The organism is Candidatus Hydrogenedentota bacterium (assembly GCA_019637335.1).
Taxonomy (GTDB): domain Bacteria; phylum Hydrogenedentota; class Hydrogenedentia; order Hydrogenedentales; family JAEUWI01; genus JAEUWI01.
In genome coordinates this window covers 136,037-155,952 of the sequence record JAHBVV010000011.1, presented here as the reverse complement: position 1 = coordinate 155,952, position 19,916 = coordinate 136,037, and the positions used below count along the sequence as shown (strand labels likewise).

Annotated in this window: 15 protein-coding genes; 12 read left to right on the top strand and 3 right to left on the bottom strand. The window is 65.2% G+C overall.

The annotated features are described in order from the left end of the window. Window positions 1–147: 147 nt before the first annotated feature. The gene (locus KF886_13845) at window positions 148–1,626 is read right to left on the bottom strand and encodes a glutamate--tRNA ligase (protein MBX3178438.1); all 1,479 of its coding nucleotides are present in this window, start codon (window positions 1,624–1,626) and stop codon (window positions 148–150) included. A gap of 353 nt (window positions 1,627–1,979) precedes the next feature. Here KF886_13845 and KF886_13840 point away from each other — a divergent pair, with 353 nt between their 5' ends. From KF886_13840 to KF886_13800, 9 genes are all read left to right on the top strand, one after another. Further along, window positions 1,980–2,456: a glycine cleavage system protein H gene (locus KF886_13840; GenBank protein ID MBX3178437.1), complete on the top strand. Its 477-nt coding sequence runs from the start codon at window positions 1,980–1,982 to the stop codon at window positions 2,454–2,456. A gap of 90 nt (window positions 2,457–2,546) precedes the next feature. After that, window positions 2,547–3,659, top strand: coding sequence for a cobalamin biosynthesis protein P47K (locus KF886_13835; GenBank protein ID MBX3178436.1), 1,113 nt, complete (start codon window positions 2,547–2,549; stop codon window positions 3,657–3,659). Beyond that, on the top strand, window positions 3,656–4,036 hold the full coding sequence (locus KF886_13830) for a hypothetical protein (protein MBX3178435.1): 381 nt from the start codon (window positions 3,656–3,658) through the stop codon (window positions 4,034–4,036). The genes KF886_13835 and KF886_13830 overlap by 4 nt, the downstream gene beginning before the upstream one ends. Then, the gene (locus KF886_13825) at window positions 4,033–4,911 is read left to right on the top strand and encodes a ferredoxin family protein (protein ID MBX3178434.1); all 879 of its coding nucleotides are present in this window, start codon (window positions 4,033–4,035) and stop codon (window positions 4,909–4,911) included. Before KF886_13830 ends, KF886_13825 begins: the two co-directional genes overlap by 4 nt. 2 nt (window positions 4,912–4,913) lie before the next feature. Beyond that, window positions 4,914–6,110 carry a radical SAM protein gene (locus KF886_13820; GenBank protein ID MBX3178433.1) on the top strand — a complete coding sequence of 399 codons (1,197 nt, stop codon included), beginning with the start codon at window positions 4,914–4,916 and terminating at the stop codon, window positions 6,108–6,110. A gap of 64 nt (window positions 6,111–6,174) precedes the next feature. Further along, entirely contained in the window at window positions 6,175–7,995 is a 1,821-nt protein-coding gene (locus KF886_13815) for a polyprenyl synthetase family protein (protein ID MBX3178432.1), read from the top strand. Further along, the gene (locus KF886_13810) at window positions 7,934–8,797 is read left to right on the top strand and encodes a hypothetical protein (GenBank protein MBX3178431.1); all 864 of its coding nucleotides are present in this window, start codon (window positions 7,934–7,936) and stop codon (window positions 8,795–8,797) included. Before KF886_13815 ends, KF886_13810 begins: the two co-directional genes overlap by 62 nt. 13 nt (window positions 8,798–8,810) lie before the next feature. After that, the gene (locus tag KF886_13805; GenBank protein ID MBX3178430.1) at window positions 8,811–10,685 is read left to right on the top strand and encodes a squalene--hopene cyclase; all 1,875 of its coding nucleotides are present in this window, start codon (window positions 8,811–8,813) and stop codon (window positions 10,683–10,685) included. Next, window positions 10,682–11,860, top strand: coding sequence for a cysteine desulfurase (locus tag KF886_13800; protein ID MBX3178429.1), 1,179 nt, complete (start codon window positions 10,682–10,684; stop codon window positions 11,858–11,860). Before KF886_13805 ends, KF886_13800 begins: the two co-directional genes overlap by 4 nt. Before the next feature lie 599 nt (window positions 11,861–12,459). Here the strand turns inward: KF886_13800 and KF886_13795 are convergent. Beyond that, window positions 12,460–12,654: a hypothetical protein gene (locus KF886_13795; GenBank protein MBX3178428.1), complete on the bottom strand. Its 195-nt coding sequence runs from the start codon at window positions 12,652–12,654 to the stop codon at window positions 12,460–12,462. A gap of 20 nt (window positions 12,655–12,674) precedes the next feature. Continuing rightward, window positions 12,675–13,718: an RHS repeat-associated core domain-containing protein gene (locus KF886_13790; protein ID MBX3178427.1), complete on the bottom strand. Its 1,044-nt coding sequence runs from the start codon at window positions 13,716–13,718 to the stop codon at window positions 12,675–12,677. A 1,311-nt stretch (window positions 13,719–15,029) separates the two neighbouring features. Between KF886_13790 and KF886_13785 the strand changes: the two genes are divergently transcribed. The 3 genes from KF886_13785 to KF886_13775 all read left to right on the top strand — a co-directional run bounded on the left by KF886_13785 (window position 15,030) and on the right by KF886_13775 (window position 19,785). After that, window positions 15,030–15,554, top strand: coding sequence for an RNA polymerase sigma factor (locus KF886_13785; GenBank protein ID MBX3178426.1), 525 nt, complete (start codon window positions 15,030–15,032; stop codon window positions 15,552–15,554). Between the two features lie 151 nt (window positions 15,555–15,705). Next, window positions 15,706–18,072 (top strand): serine hydrolase, encoded by a 2,367-nt coding sequence (locus KF886_13780; protein MBX3178425.1) that lies wholly within the window; start codon window positions 15,706–15,708, stop codon window positions 18,070–18,072. Window positions 18,073–18,378: 306 nt separating this feature from the next. Then, window positions 18,379–19,785 carry a DUF1080 domain-containing protein gene (locus KF886_13775; GenBank protein ID MBX3178424.1) on the top strand — a complete coding sequence of 469 codons (1,407 nt, stop codon included), beginning with the start codon at window positions 18,379–18,381 and terminating at the stop codon, window positions 19,783–19,785. Window positions 19,786–19,916 lie beyond the last annotated feature (131 nt).

The window sequence follows — 19,916 nt, the reverse complement described above, 5'->3', positions numbered from 1 at the left end:
CCTTGCACGTGATGGCGCCAATACGATGGCCGTCCGGGCCGGCGCTCCCCCGGGTATTACGTTACAGACCGCCCGGAGCCAATGTTGGTGTCGCGAAATGGCGCGTGTCCAATCCCTTTCATGAATTCAGCCGGCCGCCCGTTCAGGTCAAGCGCCGGGCGGCGGGATGGTCTCGATGTAGGCCCGCGCTTGCCGCAAACGGGCGATACACGCTTCCCGCCCAAGCAGTTCCGCCAGTTCGAAGAGCCCCGGGCCTATCGACTTGCCGGTGAGCGCCAGGCGGGTGGGGTGAACGAGTTTGCCCAGCCCGGCCCCGCTGGCCTCGGCAAGATCGTGGTAGGCGGCCTTCAATGCCTCGCGGTCCCAGCCGGTCACGCCCTCCATGCAGGCGATGAGCTGGTCCATGAGATCGGCGGCGCCGTCTACCTGCCAGAGTTTCTTTACCGGCTTTTCCTCGTATTCCGCGATTTCCTGGAAAAAGAAATCGGCTTGCTCGACGATTTGGTTGAGCGTGGCCAGTTTTTCGCGCGTAATTTCCGCGAGTGACAGCAGCCAGGCGTCATCCCGCACGGCGACCTCGAATCCGGCGGCGGTAAGGACAGCCACCAGGCGTTCCTTCAGGACCGGCAGGGGGAGCGCGCGGATGTGCTGGCCGTTGAGCCAGTCCAGCTTCTTCCGGTCAAAGCGCGCGGCGGACTTGCTCCAGCGCGCCGGGTCAAAGGCATCGGTGAGTTCCGCGATGGTGAAGAGCTCGCGGTTCTCCTCGGCGGGCGTCCAGCCGAGGAGCGCGACGTAATTGATGAGCGCCTCGGGGAGGTAGCCGTCGTCACGCCAGTCGAGCACGTTGGCTCCGTGGAGGCGCTTGCTGAACTTCTTGCCGGCCTCGTCGAGCACCATGGGCAGGTGGGCAAAGGTCGGACGTTTCGCGCCGAGGGCGTCGAAAAGCAGGACGTGGCGGGCCGTGTTCGTCAGGTGGTCATCGCCGCGGATCACGTGGGTAATGCCCATGAGGATGTCGTCCGCGACGACCGCCAGGTGGAAGATCGGGTCGCCGTTGGGCTTCAGAATGACAAAATCGTCCAGTTCGCGGTTATCGGTGCGCACGGTTCCCTGAACGAGATCCTCCACCACCGTCTGGCCTTCGGGCACTTTGAAACGGACCGTGTGCGGCTCGGATTGGCGGGCCTCGGCGGCGGCGGGGTCCAGATCGCGGCAGGGGCACTTGCGGCGCGGTCGTTTTTCGGCCAGGGCGGCTTCGCGCTCGGCGTCGAGGGCCTCTTTTGTGCAGAAGCAGCGGTAGGCCGCGCCGCTGGCGAGCAGTTTGTGGCCCATTTCCTGGTGCTGGGCCTTGCGCTCGGACTGGCGGTAGGGGCCGAATTCGCCACGGGCGGGTTCATCGCCGAACGGGGGCCCCTCGTCCCAGTGAATGCCGAGCCATTTAAAGCCCTCGCACATGGCCTGAACGAAGGCTTCGTCGGTGCGCTCCGCGTCGGTGTCTTCGAGGCGCAGGATGAACGCGCCGCCGGTCTTGCGGGCGAAGAGCCAGTTGAACAGGGCCATTTTGGCGGTGCCAATGTGCAGGAAGCCGGAGGGCGAGGGCGCAATGCGGCAGCGAACGGTACTCATGGGATCTCCAGTGAACGCGGGGGTCATCGTGAAAGCGCGATAATAGCATATTGCGGGGCGGGTCCGGTATGTGGCGGATTGCGGTTTGGGAGAGCCGGCGTGGGCTCAACGCGTGAGGCTGTCCCGGCAGGAATGAACTTTGAGTGCAGAATCACAGACACGAATGTCTGTTTCCCGTTTGATGGGGACTTGATCCGGCTTTCGGTTTCTGATTTACTGGCGGTACGCGCCGCGCCGCAGCTGGCAGCAACGAACCGGACGGCGCGATAGCGCTATACGTTTTTCGGCGCGGCGCGCCGGCGGCGTATCCGACACTGTACGGGCCCATTCCGCGCAGTCCACACGCGAGTAACATGGCACACGTAGTACCCACAGCCGGCTCCGGGCCGATCCGCTACCGACGCGCGCGTTTTTCGACGCGTTTGTATGACGACTGCCTTTATACGCCGGCGCACGCCTGGCTACGGCATGAGGAAGGCGAGATCTGGCACATCGGCTATACCCAGTTCGCCATGCGCATGCTGGGCGAGCCGGTGGAGCTGGAATTTGAGGCGCAACCGGGCGACGTGATAGCGCGCGGCCAGGGCATTGGCTGGCTCGAGGGCTTCAAGGCGGTGAGCGATATCTACACCCCGATGGACGGCGTCTTCCGTGGGGTCAACCCCGCGCTGCTGGACCGGATCGACCTGCTGGGGCGCGATCCGCACCAGGCCGGGTGGCTTTACCGCGTGGAAGGCGCGCCGGGACCCGACTGCCTGGATCGCGCCGCCTACATGGCCGTTCTCGATACGTCAATCGACACAATGATGGGCGACGACGCGCTCAAGTGACCCATTACCCACCGGCCGGCCGCGCGCCGGCCGGGGCTGTTATTGAGGAGCATGGCATCCATGCCGGAATCCGAAAAACCACGCTACATCATGATCGGCGGCTTTCTCGGCGCGGGCAAGACGACGGCGATAGCGGCGTTCGCGCGCTATCTCACCGATCGCGGCGCGCGCGTTGGGCTGATCAGCAACGATCAGAGCACGGGCCTGGTGGACACGGCGCTGTTGCGTTCGCGCGGCTTCACGGTGGAGGAGATTGCGGGCGGATGCTTCTGCTGCCGTTTTGATTCGCTGATGGAGGCCTCGGAGAAGCTGGCGCGCGCGGCGGCGCCGGATGTGTTTCTGGCGGAGCCGGTGGGGAGCTGCACCGACCTGGTCGCCACGGTTTCGTATCCCCTGCGCCGCATCTACGGCGAGCGCTTCACCATTGCGCCGCTGAGCGTGTTGGTGGACCCGTCGCGGGCGGCGCGGATTTTCGGGCTGGAGCCCGGGCGGGCGTTTTCCGAGAAGGTCGTGTACATTTACACGAAGCAGCTGGAAGAAGCCGATATTATCGTCATTAACAAGTGCGACAGCGTGGCGGACGAACTGCGCGAGCGGCTGGCCGATGAATTCCGGCGGCGTTTTCCCCACGCGACCGTGCATTGCTGCGCGGCGCGTGATGGTATGGGCCTCGAGCCGTGGTTCGAACAGGTGCTCTCGGAGGAGTGCGGCAGCCGCCCCGCGATGGAGCTGGATTACGATACGTATGGCGCGGGCGAGGCGCTCCTGGGCTGGTTGAACGCCACGGTTCAGGTACGCGCGGAGCGAAGCGTGCCGGCGGACGGCCTTCTGCTGGAGCTTGCACGCGCAATACAGGAACGCGTGCTGGCCGCGGACGGCGAGGTCGCGCATTTGAAGATGACGCTCGACGCGGGCGACATCGCCGGGCGGCTTTCGGTGGTGAGCGCGGTGCGGGGGGATGCCGCGCCGGAACTCCGTGAGGCGCTGGACGAAACAGTCTCCTCGGGGTCGCTGATTCTCAATCTTCGGGCGGAGATGGATCCGGATGCCCTTCGGGCAATCGTGGAAGACACCCTGATTTCTCTGTCGGCATCAAGCAAGGCGACCCTGTCTATCGAACACCTGGAGAGTTTCCGGCCTGGCATGCCAACGCCGGTGCACCGGGACGCGGCCGGCATCGCCAGCGGGAGCAGCGGCGCATGAGCAACGAACACGCCCCCGAAACCAGCGCCGCGCCGCCGCGCATCCTTTTCTGCAATTGCACGTATGCGAATGTCGTGCCGCGCGAGGTCAAGCGGGCTGTCCTGGCGGGCCTGACCGATTCCGGCGTTCCGTTTGAGGCTGTTCCCGATCTTTGCGATCTGGCTGCCCGGCAGGATCCGTCGTTGAAGCGGCTGGCCGACACGCCGCACATACGGATTGCGGCCTGTTACGAACGCGCGGTGCGGTGGCTGTTTCACGGTGCGGGCGCGCCCCTGCCCGCCGAGGGGGCGGAGGTGCACAACATGCGGGTCGACTCCGCGGAAGACGTGCTGGATGGATTGCTGGCGCCGTGCGCGCATTGCGGAGAACGGACATGAGGACGCAGGCGAGCAAAACCGACGGGCTGAATCTGCGGGTCGTGTTCCACGGGGAGGGCCTGGCTCCCGAGATGCGCGCGGAGACCCTGTGCGCGCTGTTGGAAGCCGGTTTCGAGGTAAGCCGCCCGATGCACGGCGAAGCGCACGACGCCGCTGGCTCCCCGATGCTGGTGCTCGGCCCCGCGCCCGACACGCTGGCCGCGTCCGAGGGCGTTCAATACCATGATATCGCCGGCCAGACGCCCGAGGCGGTCGTGGATCTGGCCCGAACCGTGCGTAAGGCGTCCGGCGCGCGCGCGCTGGAGGCGTGGAAGCCGTGGTTTCCCGTGATCGATTACGACCGCTGCACGAACTGCATGCAGTGCCTCAGTTTCTGCCTGTTCGACGTCTACGCGGTGGATGAACACGACAAGATCAGCGTCCAGAATGAAAGTAATTGTAAGACGGACTGCCCGGCCTGCTCGCGGGTGTGCCCGGAGGTGGCAATCCTCTTTCCCAAGTACCGGAAGGGCCCCATCAACGGCGATGTGGTGCGTCCGGAGGATGTGCAGCGGGAGGCAATGAAGGTGGATGTGTCCGCCCTGCTTGGCGGGGACATCTATTCGGCGCTTCGTTCGCGCCAGTCCGACGCGCGAAAGCGGTTTTCCACGGAGCGCGACGAGTCGAAGGCGCTGCTGGAGCGGAAGCGGTGCCTGAAGAAGCTGAAGAAAGATCTGGACATCCCGGAAGAAGTGCTCATGAGCCTTCCGTCCGCCGGGGATATCGAAGAGCGGGCAGAGCGCGCGCGCGAAAAACTGAAGAAGCGCCTGGAGCGATCCAAGAGCGCCCGGGACGCCGAGCGCCCTGCGCCAACCCAGGAAGATTGGGGTATTTAACGATGGTTCCCGCAATTGCCTACCGCATGGTTCGCACGGTCGACGCCCGGTTGCTGTGGAAATTTTCCTACAACTTCGGGTTCAAGGGCATGCTGTCCGTCCAGCGCTTCAAGCGCGAACTGAAAAAGGGCAAGGTATTCCCGCCGTTTCTGTATATTTCGATTATCAACAGCTGTAACCTGCGCTGCCAGGGCTGCTGGGTGGACGTGGCCGCGCCGGAGTCCATGATATCGTTTGAGGACCTCGATCGCCTGGTCACCAACGCAAAGAAGCACGGCAACAGCTTTTTCGGGATTCTCGGCGGCGAGCCCTTCATGCACCCGGACCTGATCCGGCTGCTGGAGGCGCATCCGGACTGCTATTTCCAGATATTCACCAACGGGCAGTTCATCACGGACAAGGTGGCCGCCGAACTCCGGCGCGCCGGCAACGCCACGCCCCTCATCAGCGTCGAGGGCCGAGAAATCGTCAGCGACGAGCGGCGCGGGCGGAAGAATGTGCTGAACCATACCCTGGCGGGCATCGACGCCTGCATTCGCAACCGGCTGATTACGGGCGTCGCCACCAGCGTGTGCCAGAGCAACTTTGACGAACTGGTCCGCGAGGAATGGGTCGACGAACTCGTAAAGCGCGGCGTGCACTACGCCTGGTTTCACACCTACCGCCCGGTGGGCCCGGATCCGAAGCCGGAACTGGCGCTCACGCCCGAGCAGGTGCTCGCGGTGCGGCGCTTCGGCGTGGAGATGCGCAACCGCAAGCCCATCGGTTTCGTGGATGCGTACTGGGACGACCAGGGCAATGCGCTATGCCCCGCCGCCGTGGGCATCAGCCACCACATCAGCCCCTGGGGCGATATCGAGCCCTGCCCGATCATCCAATTCGCGAACGAGTCGATCGGGGACAACGGCGGCGATATTTACCGCACCATGACGGAGTCTACCTTGCTGGCGGACTTCCGCAAGACGGCGGCCCAGGCCACGCGGGGCTGCATTGTGCTGGAGCGTCCCGATCTCCTGAAGGACATCGTGACGCGGAACGGCTCGCGCGATACCACCGCGCGCAAGCGGGCCCTGGCGGAACTGGAGGCGATGGCGTCGCGTAACAGCCAGTACAACCCGGGCAACGAGATCCCGGAGAAACATTGGCTCTATCGTTTCGCCAAGAAGTATTGGTTTTTCGGGTTCGGCGCCTACACGTGATACGGTATGTTGTGGCGCCGCGCCCCGCACGCAGCGAACGAGTCGAAAGGAACGTGGTGGCGACATGAGCGAAGTACGATCCAATGGCCATGCAACCGCAACGGCCCCCCTCTCCCCCGCCGCCGTTGGCCCGGTTCCGCAGGTGGTGCTGCCCCCCCGGGTCCCCCGGCAGGCGTACCGCCCGGCCCAATCGGACATTCCGGATGAAAAGACGGTTCGCGCCCGGCTGAAGGAGGCAATTCGAATTTACACGCGCCTGGAGGGACTGACGCCGCCGCTGACGATGGACGAACTCCGGGAACACACGGCCACTGTCCTGAAGCGCGTCGGCCTGGACCCGGTTTACAAAGATTACGCGGCCGTGCTGTTGAGCAACGCCGCGTGGGCGGATGCGCTGGCCCAGGTTCCCTTCGATCGGCGCCTGCTCCTGCTGCCGAAGTGCCTCCGCGTGGAAGACAAATGTCCCGCGCCCTTCGATGAATTCGGCCTGCTGTGCAAGGAATGCGGTCTCTGCTCGATCCAGGATTTGAGCGTCGAGGCGGAGCGCCTGGGCTACGCGGTGCTCGTGGCGGAAGGGTCGGCGATAGTCCGCAAGATGATCGAGACTGGAAAGATCGAGGCGGTGGTCGGGGTGAGTTGTCTGAACGTGCTGGAGAAGTGCTTCCCGCATATGGAAGCCGCGGCCATACCGAGTATCGCCATTCCCCTTTTGCAGGACGACTGCATCAACACCACGGTCGACCTGGACTGGGTCTGGGATGTAATTCACCTCACCGCGGACGACAAGACGTACCGGCTCGACCTGGAAGCGCTGAAGGCCGACGTGCGCGCGTGGTTTACCCGCGACGCGCTGGACGAACTGCTCGGGCCGTGCGCCACGGAGACGGACGAGATTGCCCGGGACTGGCTCGCGCGCGATGGCAAGCGCTGGCGCCCGTATCTCGCGGCGTGCACCGCGCTCGCGCTGGAGGCGTCGCGCCATGAAACGCCCCCGCCGCCCTCGCGCGCATTGCGCCAGACCGCCGTGGCGATTGAGTGTTTCCACAAGGCCTCGCTCATCCACGACGACATCGAGGACGCGGACACCCAGCGCTACGGCATGGCGACCCTGCACACGGAGCGGGGCGTGCCGATCGCGCTGAACGTGGGTGACTTCCTGCTCGGCCTGGGCTACCGGCTGCTCGCCGAGGCGGACGTGGATCCGGTTCGCAAGGTGGAAATGTTGCGGCTGGCGGCCTGCTCGCACGAGACGCTGAGCCGCGGCCAGGGCACGGAGCTTTGCTGGGCCGAAAACCGGCGGGTTCTTACGTCGCTGGAGATCCTGGATATCTTCCGGATGAAGACGGCGCCGGCCTTTGAGGTGGCGCTGCGGCTGGGCGCGTGCCTGGGCGGGGCGGATGAGGAAACGCACGAGGTGCTCCAGAAATACAGCGAGGCCCTGGGCATCGCCTACCAGATCAACGACGATATCGAGGACCATTCCGACGAGGGCGATTCCCACGATTTGGACGCGATTCGGCCGTCGCTCATTCTGGCGATCGCGCACAAGCGGGCGGTGGAAGGTGCGCAGCAGGATCTGATTGCGCGTCTCTGGCGGGGTGAAATCCCTTATGCCGACGTGCGCGAGGAGGTCCGTGAAATTCTTGAGGATCGCGGCGTGCTGGAGAAGGCCGACGACCTGCTCGCGGCGTACAAGGAGGAGGCGATCCGGTCGCTCCGGTTCATCCCCAACGCGACCCTGAAGGGGCTCCTGCGCCGGGTGGTCGGAAAAATGTTCAGCGAGCAGCTTATCGAGGGCTATTGCAGTGAGTTTGAGGCTCGAAATGCTACAAGTCGCGCGGCTGGCCCCGAATCTGCTCCAGGAAGCGTCGCGGCCGGTCGCTGAGTTCTTGCGCGGGCAGTTTCTTGCCGCGGGGGGCGTGGCGGATCGCGCCGGCAATCCCGATCTCTATTACACTGTGTTCGGGCTGGAGGGCCTCCTGGCGTTGCGCGCCGAACTCCCGCTGGAGGAGACGCGCGCGTTCCTCAACAACCTCGGTGATCCGGAGTCCCTCGATTTTGTGCACGCGGCGTGTCTGGCGCGCTGCTGGGCCACGATGCCGGGCCAGGGCCTGGACGCCGGGGCGAAACGGGCGCTTGCGGCGCAAATCGAGGCCTGTCGGACGCCGGACGGCGGCTACGCGGCTCATTCCGGGGCGGGCCGGGGCACGGTCTACCACAGCTTTCTGGCGATGGGGCTGTATCAAGACCTGGGACTCCCGATGCCGGATCCGGCGCGCATGATCGGGTGCCTGGCCGGCCTGCGCACGGAGGATGGCGCCTACGCAAACGAGCCGGCGATGCCCGTGGGCACGACGCCCGCCACGGCGGCGGCGCTAACGCTGCTCCGGCATCTTGGGGAGCCGCCGCCGCCGGAAGCGGGGGCGTGGTTGCTTGCCCGCTGCCACGCGGACGGCGGCTTCACCGCGACGGGCCTGATCGACTTTCCGGACCTGCTCTCCACCGCCACGGCGCTGCACGCGCTATCGGGCATGCACATGTCCTTTGAACACGTGAAGGAGCCGTGCCTCGACTTCCTGGACAGCCTCTGGACGGGCAAGGCGTTCTGCGGGAGCTGGGCGGACGACGCGGAGGATTGCGAGTATACATATTACGCGCTGCTGGCGCTGGGGCACTTGAGCCTTTGACATTGGACGGATTATGGATGCGCTCTTGAAGACGCTTGAAACCGCGCGCGCGCGGCTCCTGGACGCGCGAAACGAGGCTGGGTGCTGGGACGGCGAACTTTCGTCGAGCGCGCTATCCACGGCGACGGCGCTCTGCGCCTTGACCCTGGCGCGGCGCGCGGGGGTACCGGCGGGCGGCGGTGATATCGGCGCGCTCATCGGAGGCGCGCGGTCGTGGCTGGAAAGGCGCCAGAATGCGGATGGCGGGTGGGGCGACACGGTGGACAGCCCGACGAACATCAGCACGACGACGCTGTGCTGGGCGGCGCTGGGCGCGGCCCAACACGAAGACGGCGTCCCCTCCCCCGCCGCGCATCGCGCGGAGACGTGGCTTGTGCGCGAAACGGGCGAGCTGACCGCGGACGCGATCGCCCGCACGATCTGCGCGCGCTACGGGCTTGACCGGACCTTTTCGGTACCGATTCTGACGATGTGCGCCCTGTCGGGCCGCTTCGGCGCGGGGCGGGCGGCCTGGCGCGGGATCCCGGCGCTGCCCTTCGAGCTGGGGGCCTTCCCCCGCCGCTGGTTCAACCGCCTGGGGCTGCCCGTGGTGAGCTACGCGCTGCCGGCGCTCATCGCGGTGGGCCAGGCGCAGCACCGCCAGCGCCCGAGCCGCAATCCGGTCCTCCGTTGCCTTCGCGCGCTGGCCCGCAAGCCCACCCTGCGCACCCTCGAGGCCATTCAACCGGCGTCGGGCGGCTTTCTGGAGGCCGCGCCCCTGACCAGTTTTGTGGCGATGAGCCTCATCGGCGCCGGGGAGGCCAGCCATCCCGTGACGGCGCGTTGTCTGGACTTTCTGGCCGATACGGTGCGCCCGGACGGCAGCTGGCCGATTGACACGAACCTGCGGACGTGGGTCACGACGCTGGCGGTAAAGGCGCTGGCGCGAGGCGGATCGCCAGGCGAACACCTTCCGGGGGCGGAGCGGGGCCGGCTCCTGGAATGGATCCTGGCGCGGCAGGGGCGGGTCCCCCACCCTTACACGCTGGCGGCGCCGGGCGGCTGGGCCTGGACCGATCTTTCGGGCGGGGTTCCGGACGCGGACGATACGCCGGGGGCCTTGCTTGCGGTGTACGGCCTGGCGGCGGCGGAGGGACGGCTCGTGGACGCCACGATCCTGGAATGCGCCGAAGCGGGCATCCGCTGGCTTATGGACCTCCAGAACAAGGACGGCGGGATTCCGACCTTCTGCCGGGGTTGGGGCAAATTGCCCTTCGACAAGAGCTGTCCCGATCTGACGGCCCACAGTCTGCGCGCGTGGCTCGCGTGGCGGAATCTTGTGTCGCCGGCGCTGGGTGTGGAGGTGGACACCGCCGCCGCGCGCGCGATCACGTTTCTCCTGCGGGAGCAGGCCGAGGATGGATCGTGGACGCCGCTCTGGTTTGGGAATCAGGCGGCGCCGGGGCAGACCAATCCGGTGTATGGCACGGCGGTCACGCTGGGCGTTCCGGAATTGCCCGGGGTGGCGGCCTTCGCGGGCGTACGGGACGCGTGGACAGCGGCGCGCGCGCGGGCCGTAAACTGGCTGCTGGTGGCGCAGGGCCCGGATGGCGGCTGGGGCGGGGCGCCGGGCGTTGTCCCGAGTATCGAGGAGACCGCGCTGGCTGTGGACGCGCTGGCGCGGAATCTGTGCTACGCCGGGGATGTCGGAAGGCAACGCGAGGCCATGCTCCAGGGTTGCGCATGGCTTGAAGTCGCTACGGCGAGCGGCGTCCAGTTCCCTGCGACGCCGATCGGGCTCTATTTCGCCCAGCTCTGGTATCATGAGGCGATGTATCCGCTTGTCTTCACCGTATCCGCGCTTGCGGGCGCCGCGGCCTGCCTGGCCGAGGATGCGCCCGCGCCATGAGCCTGATCTACCTGGATTACGCGGCCACGACGCCGGTTGACCCGCGGGTGCTGGACGCGATGCTGCCGTATTTCAACGAGCGCTTCGGCAATGCCGCAAGCACGGGCCACGCGGCGGGAAAGGCGGCGCGGGACGCGGTCGAACACGCGCGCGAACAGGTGGCGGCGGTGCTGGGGGCCGACCCGCGCGAGATCGTCTGGACGAGCGGCGCGACGGAATCCGACAACCTGGCGCTTCAGGGGGTGACGTTTGCGCCGTATTACGCGGGACGCGGCAACCACATCGTCACCGCCGCCACGGAACACAAGGCCGTGATCGACTGCTGCGCGCATCTGGCGTCGCAAGGGGTCCACGTCAAGCGCCTGCCAGTTGATGACGACGGGCTTATCGACCTCGAACGGCTTGCCGATGCGATCACGCCGGAGACCCGGCTGGTCTCGGTGATGCACGCCAACAACGAGACGGGTGTACTCCAGCCGATTCGCGAGATCGGGGCGTTGTGCCGCGCACGCGGCGTCCTGTTCCACACCGACGCCACGCAGAGTTTCGGGAAGCTCCGGATAGACGTCAACCGCGATCACATTGACCTCCTGAGCCTGAGCGCGCACAAGATTTATGGGCCGAAGGGCGTGGGTGCGCTCTATGTTCGCCGGAAGGGCCCGCGCGTGCGCTGTGCCCTGCTGATCCACGGCGGCGGCCACGAGGGGGGCCTCCGGTCGGGCACGCTGAACGTCCCGGGCATCGTGGGGCTGGGCCTCGCGGCGGAGATCGCGGGGCGCGACCCGGAAACGGAGCAGGCGCGGATCGCGGAACTACGCGACCTGCTTGAAAGCGCGTTGATGCGGCGCCTGGCCGGGGTAACCCGGAATGGCGCGCCGGGCGCGCGCCTCGCCGGCTTCGCCAACCTGACCTTCGCCGGAGCGGCTGCGGAAGCGATCATGGCCGGGGCGCCCGAAGTCGCGGTGTCGGCGGGGGCCGCGTGCAGCAGCGCGACGCGGCTGTCCAGCTACGTTCTCGCCGCGATGGGCCGCGACCGCGAGGCCATCGAATGCAGCATCCGCTTCAGCCTGGGACGCCCGACCACCGCCGGGGAGATCCACGAGGTCGCCGCGCGCATCGCCGAAGCCGTCGAGCGCGCCCGGGAACCGGGGTATCGCGCGCGCTGCGGGGATTAAAAGGCGTACCCCGCAATACCGCCCCTGCCCCTTCTAACAGTCAGCTGTCAACACTCAACTGACAACTGACAACTGCCCCCCCGGGTGTGCCACGGACAAGCCTGCAAGGGCTTGCCCGTGCCAGTCCCCCCCACCACAAATCACGCCTCCCGCCGCTACCCCGACCGGGACAGGCGCGCGCACCGGCGGTGTTCGGGAAGGGCGGCGGTCTCCTGCGCGGGACGCCAGTCTATGTGCGCGGGTTCGAGGTTTCCAGCGCGCACCCGTCCCTTCAAGGGACGTACCGCCGCAGAGGCGCCAGACACTGCAACGAACACCCCCGCGTCCACTGGCGCCCGGAGCGTCAACACGTCACGCCCCAGCGCGGGGGTATGTCCCGGTCGGGGTCGGGCCAGTTCGCGCGGCATGCATCGGCCTCAAGGGGCGAAAATCCTGTCTGCTCCTCCCTTTCAAGCATGCCACGCGATTCCGCCCCAAGCGGATTCGTGTGCCTGGAGCAACGCCAACCGACCGCCGCCACAACCACCCCGCACGAGCGGTTCAACTCCCAGGAAGCCGAAAAACTTGACTCCCCTCAATCTAATCCAACGCCCCCGCTGTCAACTGTCAGCTGCCCCGACGAGCTCGACCAGCATGTTGTCCCCGTCATACACGTACTCCCAGCGCTCGAAGGCCGTCGCGTCGAGGTAGTAGTCGTGGTGCTTCGAGCGCCCGATGTCCAGCGGTTTCAGGCCGGTGGCGGGCAAACACGGCGATGCGCATCTCTTATGAATCCTTTTTGAGTGGTTAGGCAAAATAGATGCCTGTCCCCTATTTATCCACCAGCTTCCGTTGGAACCTGGCTTGCTCCATTGGGGTCCCAGTACGATATCGGATTGTTGCCCACGTAGGCATAGAGGTTCGGTCCATCAATCGCGCCGAAGGTATCCCGGTTCAGCCATCGTGCATTATCCGGCGCATAGTAGCGATATTCGGTATAGTACAGTCCCGTTTTGTTATCAAGCGTGTGGGCGCTATATCGTGCTCTCGTTGCCCCTGGCAATGCAGCCTGATAAAGCGTGCCAAACGGAGCGAGTTCGGCATTCCCCGTATTGTTCTTCGCTTGGTTAAAGGTCGAACGGATCGAACCTAGGTGGTCCGTCGCGAAATAGGTATATGTGCCCGAGGATGGATCGCTCCCTCCCACTTCTGCTCGAAAGGCAATGAGAGTCTTGCTTAACGGCCCATCGCCGACACCTGCTCCTTGGTCCTCTTCATTAATGGGAATGTTTCTGGCCCAGTTGTACCACACAAAACTCGTTCCGTCGTCCACGCTACGGCGCTTGCCATCACCTCCATACTGATAGCTGACGGTTCCCTGTCCGGGGAAATTCGAATCAAACTGCAGTAGTTCGGAACCAAGTCCCCAAACGTAGGTGGCGGTGTAGGTTCCGTCGTCCTTCTCCACCAGACGGCCCCATTCGTCATAGGTCATGTTCGTCGTGGTGGTCCCGTCGCTCATGCTGGTTTGTTCGTTGGCGTCGTTGTAGGTGAAGGTGGTGGTGACGGTGCTCGGGCCACTCGGATCGTAGACGGCTTTCGTGAGCATGTTGTCGGCATCGTCATAGGTGTAGGTGTAGCGGTGGAGGAGCGTTGGCGTGTCGTCGTAGCGCTCGGCCTCGATGAGCCGGTCCCGCCCATCGTAATCGTAGGCCCAATAGCTGCCATCCTCGTGGTCGATGCGGGTGATGTTGCCGCCATTGTCGAAGGTGTAGTCAAAGCCCTGGACCACCGTAGTCCCGTCCTTGTGGTGGATGGCGTCCAGCCGCCCGGACGTATCATACGCATACGCCGTGTGCATGCCGTTCGGAATGTCCACGCGGCTCAGTCGGTTCCCGGTGTCGTAGGATCGCGGACATTTCTGTCTGCGGCGGCGCGCGCGTCGATTTCGTAGGTGGCTGGCTTTCAGGTCAGGCCCCCCTGGCGTGTCCACGTGGAAACGCTCGGTTATGCGACGAAATTGCAGGTACTGCCGCATCGGGAGCGCATGTTGCGCCGGGCAGGATGCCCAACCTCCTGTTGCGCCGCTCGTTCCTGGTGGCGCTGGTAGCGTTGGCTTGTTTCTGCTCCAGGCACACGAATCCGCCTGCGGCGGAATCGCGTGGCACAGGAATCGGGGCGATTGAACGAAGGGACGGCCTGGCGCGATCGTGGACGGGCCACGTGTCGGGCGGGATACCCAACCTCCTGTTGCGCCGCTCGTGTGGCCAATCGCCTGGTGGCGTGCCGGAGGTCCGCCGCTTGCGGGTATGTCCCCGATCCGTTACGCGTTCGGCGCGTGGCGGGCGCGCCGTCCACCACGGCGCATCTACGACCCGCGCTCCCAGTGGTTTGCGCTTTCGTTGCTGGATGGGGCTCGCGCCAGGGAGCGAGTCGAACAACCGCTGGTGGCGCGAGAACAGGTCCATCGGAGTAGCCCCTTCAGGTGGGTTGCTGTTTCGGAATCGTTTCTTGACGCGCTGTACTGCCGCGATATCGTTACGCTATATCCATCGGGACGTTTTGTCAAGAAAAAAATTCGGGCGGCATGCGAATAGTTACGGGCCGATATAGAGCCGGTTTTTCTGGATTCTCCCGCGCGATATGGGCGGTTTGTCCCAAAATGGGACTGGTGGAGACGCGGCGTGGGGGTCGGAACTGGGGCGGTTTTGCCGCTCGTGCAGGGTGGTACTGGCAATGGTGGGCTGGTGTTGCTCCAGGCACACGAACGCGCTGGGGCGCGATCGCGTGGCACGGGTTGGTGTTTGGTGCGCCGGTTGGGGTGGGTTGGCGTGTTGCTCCCTGGGGGGACTTGCACGGGCAAGCCCTTGCGGGCTTGTCCGTGGCACCCCTGAGGAAGCGTTGGGAGTGACGGGACAGACCCGCCGGTTGGGTTTGGCGTGACAGTCCCTGGGGAGACGTGCACGGGCAAGTCCTTGCGGGCTTGTCCGTGGCACGCCCGGGGAAGGCGATGGGGGTGACGGGACAGACCCGCCTGCTTGGGCGTTGTGCGCCGGATTGGGGCGTTTGGTGTGAGCTTCGATGTTTGGTGTGCCGGGTGGGGTGGTTTGGCGTGTCAGTCCCTGGGGACGTGTATGCTGTAAGAAAAGTCCTGGTTGCGTTACCAATAGGAATAAACGGAAGGCTAACCTTGGTGGACGACGACAGAAAGGCGCAGTTTCTCCGCTGGGCGGACACGCATGGCGCTTCCATTTGGAAGGTGGCGCGGGCGTACACACTGACGCATGAGGAGTGCCAGGACCTGGCGCAGGAGATCCTGCTTCAGGCGTGGCGCTCCCTCCCGAATTTCGAGGGGCGGGCGCGCGCGGCGACGTGGTTCTACCGGGTAGCGTTGCAGACCGCGATGAACTGGCAGCGCAAGGACAAGCCCCGCCGCGCCCGGCAGCAACCCCTGCTGGATGTCCACATGGAATCTCCGGGAGGGGCCGACAGCGCGGCGCAGGTCCAGCAGCGCGAGACGGTGGAGCGGCTCTATATCGCCATCCAGCAACTGCCCAAGGCCGACGCGGCCCTGGTACTGCTCTATCTGGACGAACTGAGCTATCGGGAGATGGCGGAGGTGCTGGGCGTCTCGGAGACTAACGTGGGGGTGAAATTGAATCGCGCGAAAAGAAAACTGGGCGAACTTATGAAAGCGGACTCCAATGAGCCCTGACGACTATCAAGCGGCCTGGCGCGCGGAATCATCGAGAACGCGTGTCTCGATCGATGCCAAAGCATTGCATGAACACGTGCGCGCGGCTGGCAAGGATTTCAGATCCACGATTCTATGGCGGGACTTTCGCGAGGTGGGTGTAGCCGTGGTCATGATTCCGTTGTGGTTCTACCTGGGTTCCCGGATAGCGGCGCCCTGGACCTGGTACTTGACCGTTCCGGCGTTGATCTGGGTCATCGGGTTCATGGGGATTGACCGGATGCGCCACAGGCAGAACACCGGCTCGCCGGGCGACTCGTTGCTGCAAAGCGCCCGGGATTCCCTCACCCAGGTGTCGCACCAGATCTGGCTGCTGCGCAATGTCTTCTGGTGGTACCTGCTGCCCTTCATTGTCTCGATCTCGGCGTTCTTCATCCAGGTTTCCTTTCAGGCCGCGTCGCATTGGACGGAGGCGATCGGGGCCACGACCTTAATGGTGGGCTCGCTCCTCGTAGTCTACTTCGGCATCTACCTGCTCAATCAATACGCTGTGCGAAGGCAACTGGAACCCCGCCGCCAGGAACTCCTTGCGCTACTCGAAAGCCTGGCCGGTGATTCCGTGGAGTCGGCAAAGGGTGAATACCCGATACTCATGGGCGCCGGGCGCGATTCGTGCTCGCCGCGCCGGACACTTATCGGAAATATCCTTGCCGTGCTAATTCTAGTGATCGGTGTGCCGGCCATCCTCTACTTCGCTGTCGGGATCGGGGGAGACGACTTCCCGAAGCTTGCGCCCTTCACCGACGTGCGCTGGGGAGACAGCTTCCCCGAGGTGGACGTTGATGGCAAGCCGTATTTTCTCTATGCCATTGACGACATTTTTGTGGACGAAATCATCGGCTACTGTAAGTTGACCTACCCGGACAAGTGGCAGAAACGGTTTTCGGAAGACCTGGTCGAAGTCCTGGCCGGGATGGGCCATAAGACCGGCGACACCGTCCGGCTCGGCCTGATTTCAAAGCCTGGGCGAACCGCGGTTGAAGTTGCCATTAGGGATGCGGAGCCCGGTGGCATTCGGGAAGGGGTCGAAGCGGGAGATCCCGTGGAAGATCGGGCGGAAGACAATACATCGGAATCAACCGCATCCTTCACCGTGGAGCGTTGGGTGAATGAGATACCCATAATAGCGGTTGACGGCGAACCGTACTTGCTTCTTGCCGTCAACGGTATTTCCGTGATCGAGATCAGGACCTATTGCGAGGAGAACCATCCGGGCGCGTGGCAACAGCGCTTCGCGGAAGACCTGTTGGGTATTCTCGCCGGGATGGGCCATGAGACCGGCGACACCGTTCAGTTCGACGGGGTCTCGATGACCGAGATGGCCACGAAGGTAGTTGCCATGACCGCGGCCAACCGCCGGGCGGTGCGGAGGGCCGCAGAGGGACGGGAAGCAATGGAAGAGCGGTTGGATCAACCGGATGAAGCGATGAAGGATGAAACCATGAACCGCGGCAAGCCGGACCCCAACGCACCTTTCGAAGAAACGTTGGAGGCCATCCGCGCTTCCTACAAGCTGCCGGCCATGGCGGCCTTTGCGATGCGCGGCGGCGCCATCATCGAGCAAGCCACCGTGGGCACGCGATCGGCGAAAGACGACACGCCCGTAAAGGCCGACGCCCCATGGCATCTCGGCTCCAACACGAAGGCCATGACCGCGACGGTGGCGGGCATGCTGGTTGAGGAGGGCCTGCTCCGGTGGGACGCCACCATCGGCGAGGTGCTCGGTGAAGCCGCGCCGGATATGAATGGGGCCCACCGCGACACCACCCTCGCCATGCTGCTCCACCACACCGGCGGCATCACGCCCAATATCAACTGGTTCGCCGCGCCGGAGGACCGGTTGAAATGCGCGGCGGAACTCCTCGGAAAGCCGCCGTCCAAGAAAGGCCGCTACGCCTACAGCAACGGGGGCTATGTGGTCGCGGGAGCGATGATGGAGGTGGTGACGGGCAAACGATGGGAGGACCTCATGCGGAAGCGGCTGTTCGAACCCCTCGGCATGACCGCCACCGGCTTCGGCGCGCCGACAGAGCCCGGCGCGCCCTGGGGTCATGAGAGCGGCCTGCTCGCGTGGAAGCCGAAGAATCCGACCGCGCGCAATGCCGACAACGCGCCCGTCCTCGGCCCGGCGGGCACTGTGCATACCACGCTGGAGGACTATGCCAGGTTTATCGCGGCCCACCTGAAGGGTGCGCAAGGGGAAGACGGCATCGTGACGGCGGAAACCTTCCGCACGCTGCATACGCCCGCGGAGGGCGGGGATTACGCCATGGGATGGATCGTAACCGAACGGGACTGGGCCGGCGGTCGGGCGCTTACCCACGGTGGAAGCAACACGCTATGGTTTGCGACCGTCTGGATCGCGTCGGAACGGGATATGGCGTTCTTCGCGGTGACGAATGCGGGGGGGAACACGGCATTCCGGGCGGTGGATGAGGCGGTCGTTGCACTACTGGAGCGTCACGGCGGACGGGAGTAGACGCTGCGCGCGGCTGCGTACGACGGGACAGACCCGCCGGTTGCGCTTTGTGCGCCCGATTGGGGTGTTTGGTGTAGGCTTCGATGTTTGGTGTGCCAGGCGGGGTGGTGTGACGTGTCAGTCCCTGAGGGGGTGTGATCGCGTGGCACGGGACTTGGGACGGAACAGAGGGTGAGGTGGCGTGGCGGCGTTGAGGGGCCGGGGCGTACAATGGGCTTCCGGGAGAGATGCCTGGGTGATCAACAGTGCGCTCGTGCGGGCTGTCCGAGGGAGAGGCGCGCGCCCGGGGAGCATGGAGGAATATTGATGCGTCATACACTAGTGGTGCTGTCCGTTGCCGTGGCGGCGGGGGCGCTGGTTCAGCCTGTTCCGGCCGCGAAGGCGTTCGTTTCTCTCTTTGATGGCCGCAGTCTGGATGGATGGCGCGCGACGGATCCGGCGTACTGGTCGGTGGAGGATGGGGCGATTACGGGGCGCATCACGCCGGCGCATCCGTGCGCGGAGAACCAGTACCTGGTATGGGAGGGCGGCGAGCTGGCGGATTTTGAGCTAACGCTGGAGTCGCGCCTGAACGGGGACGGCATGATCAACAACGGCTTTCAGTTTCGGAGCCGGCAACTGCCGGATGGCGATGTTTGCGGGTACCAGGTGGACAACAATCTGGGTACGCCTTGGCTTGTGCGGCTTTATGACGAGTACGGGCGGCATGATCTGGCGTTACGCGGCGAGCGTGCTTCCTTCGACGCGGCGGGGCAGCGCACGGTTACGCCGCTGGAGGAAGGCGCGGGGGAAGCCTGGTTCGCGCTTGAGGCGTGGCACGAATACCGCCTGGTATGTATCGGCGGGCAGATCCGACTATTCATCAACGGGCGTCTGGCGGCGGAGGTCGAGGATTCGGATCCGCGGCGGGCGGAGCCGCAGGGGATCCTGGCGCTGCAATTGCACAGCGGCCCGCCGACGGTGGTTCAGTTTCGGAATATCCGGCTGAAGGTGCTCAACGCGGCGGAAGAGGGCACGACGCTTTCTTCGGACGCGGAATCCGAGCGGCGGCGTGCGCTGCTTTCGGGCGCGTTGGCCTGGTGGGAGCTGGATTCGGCGGGACGGGGCGCGGCCCGGCCGCTGACGAGTGTGCCGCAGTTCTACCAGCTTGAGCTGAATGTCCTTTCGTCGGGTCCCGGCGCGGTTCCCGGCGCGAAGTGCGCCGTGCTGGACGGGGCCTATTTCGACGCGGGCCCAGGCATGGTGTCCGGGGCTGAAGCGCTTACCGTGTATCTGCGCCTGCGGGATCCCGCCGGGGCGTGGGATGCGGCGCTGCTGGGGCATGGTATTGGGGGGCCTGACTCGCAGTTCCGCTTGTTCGCCGGCGACGGGGACGGGGATGGCGCGAGCGATATTGCGTTTGAAGTGCGGACCGACCGGGGTGTCGCGCGGGCGCATTTTCCCGTGTCGGGGGAAGACGCCACGGCGTGGCGGGACCTGGTGGGCCGGTACGACGGCCGTGAAGTGGCGTTGTTCCGCGATGGCGCGCTCGTGGCGGCTCTCCCCCACGCCGGCGCTTTGCTACCGACCGAGGCTCCGCTAATCATCGCCGCGGAGAAGGACGGGGATACGGTGTCCCGGCATTTTCGGGGCGAACTCGAAGACGTAGCGGTGTGGTCCCGCGCGCTGAGCGACGCAGAAGTTGCGTCGTTATCCGAGACGGGCGCACGATAGCGGCGCGCGCCATGATACCGCCGAATGCATCGTAGCATCGATACCTGACGTGGGGAGCCTTGTGATTGGTTCCCGTCCCGCCTGTGAACTCGTCCGGAATCGCGGCCAGCCTGTTGAGGGTCCTGTCTTGG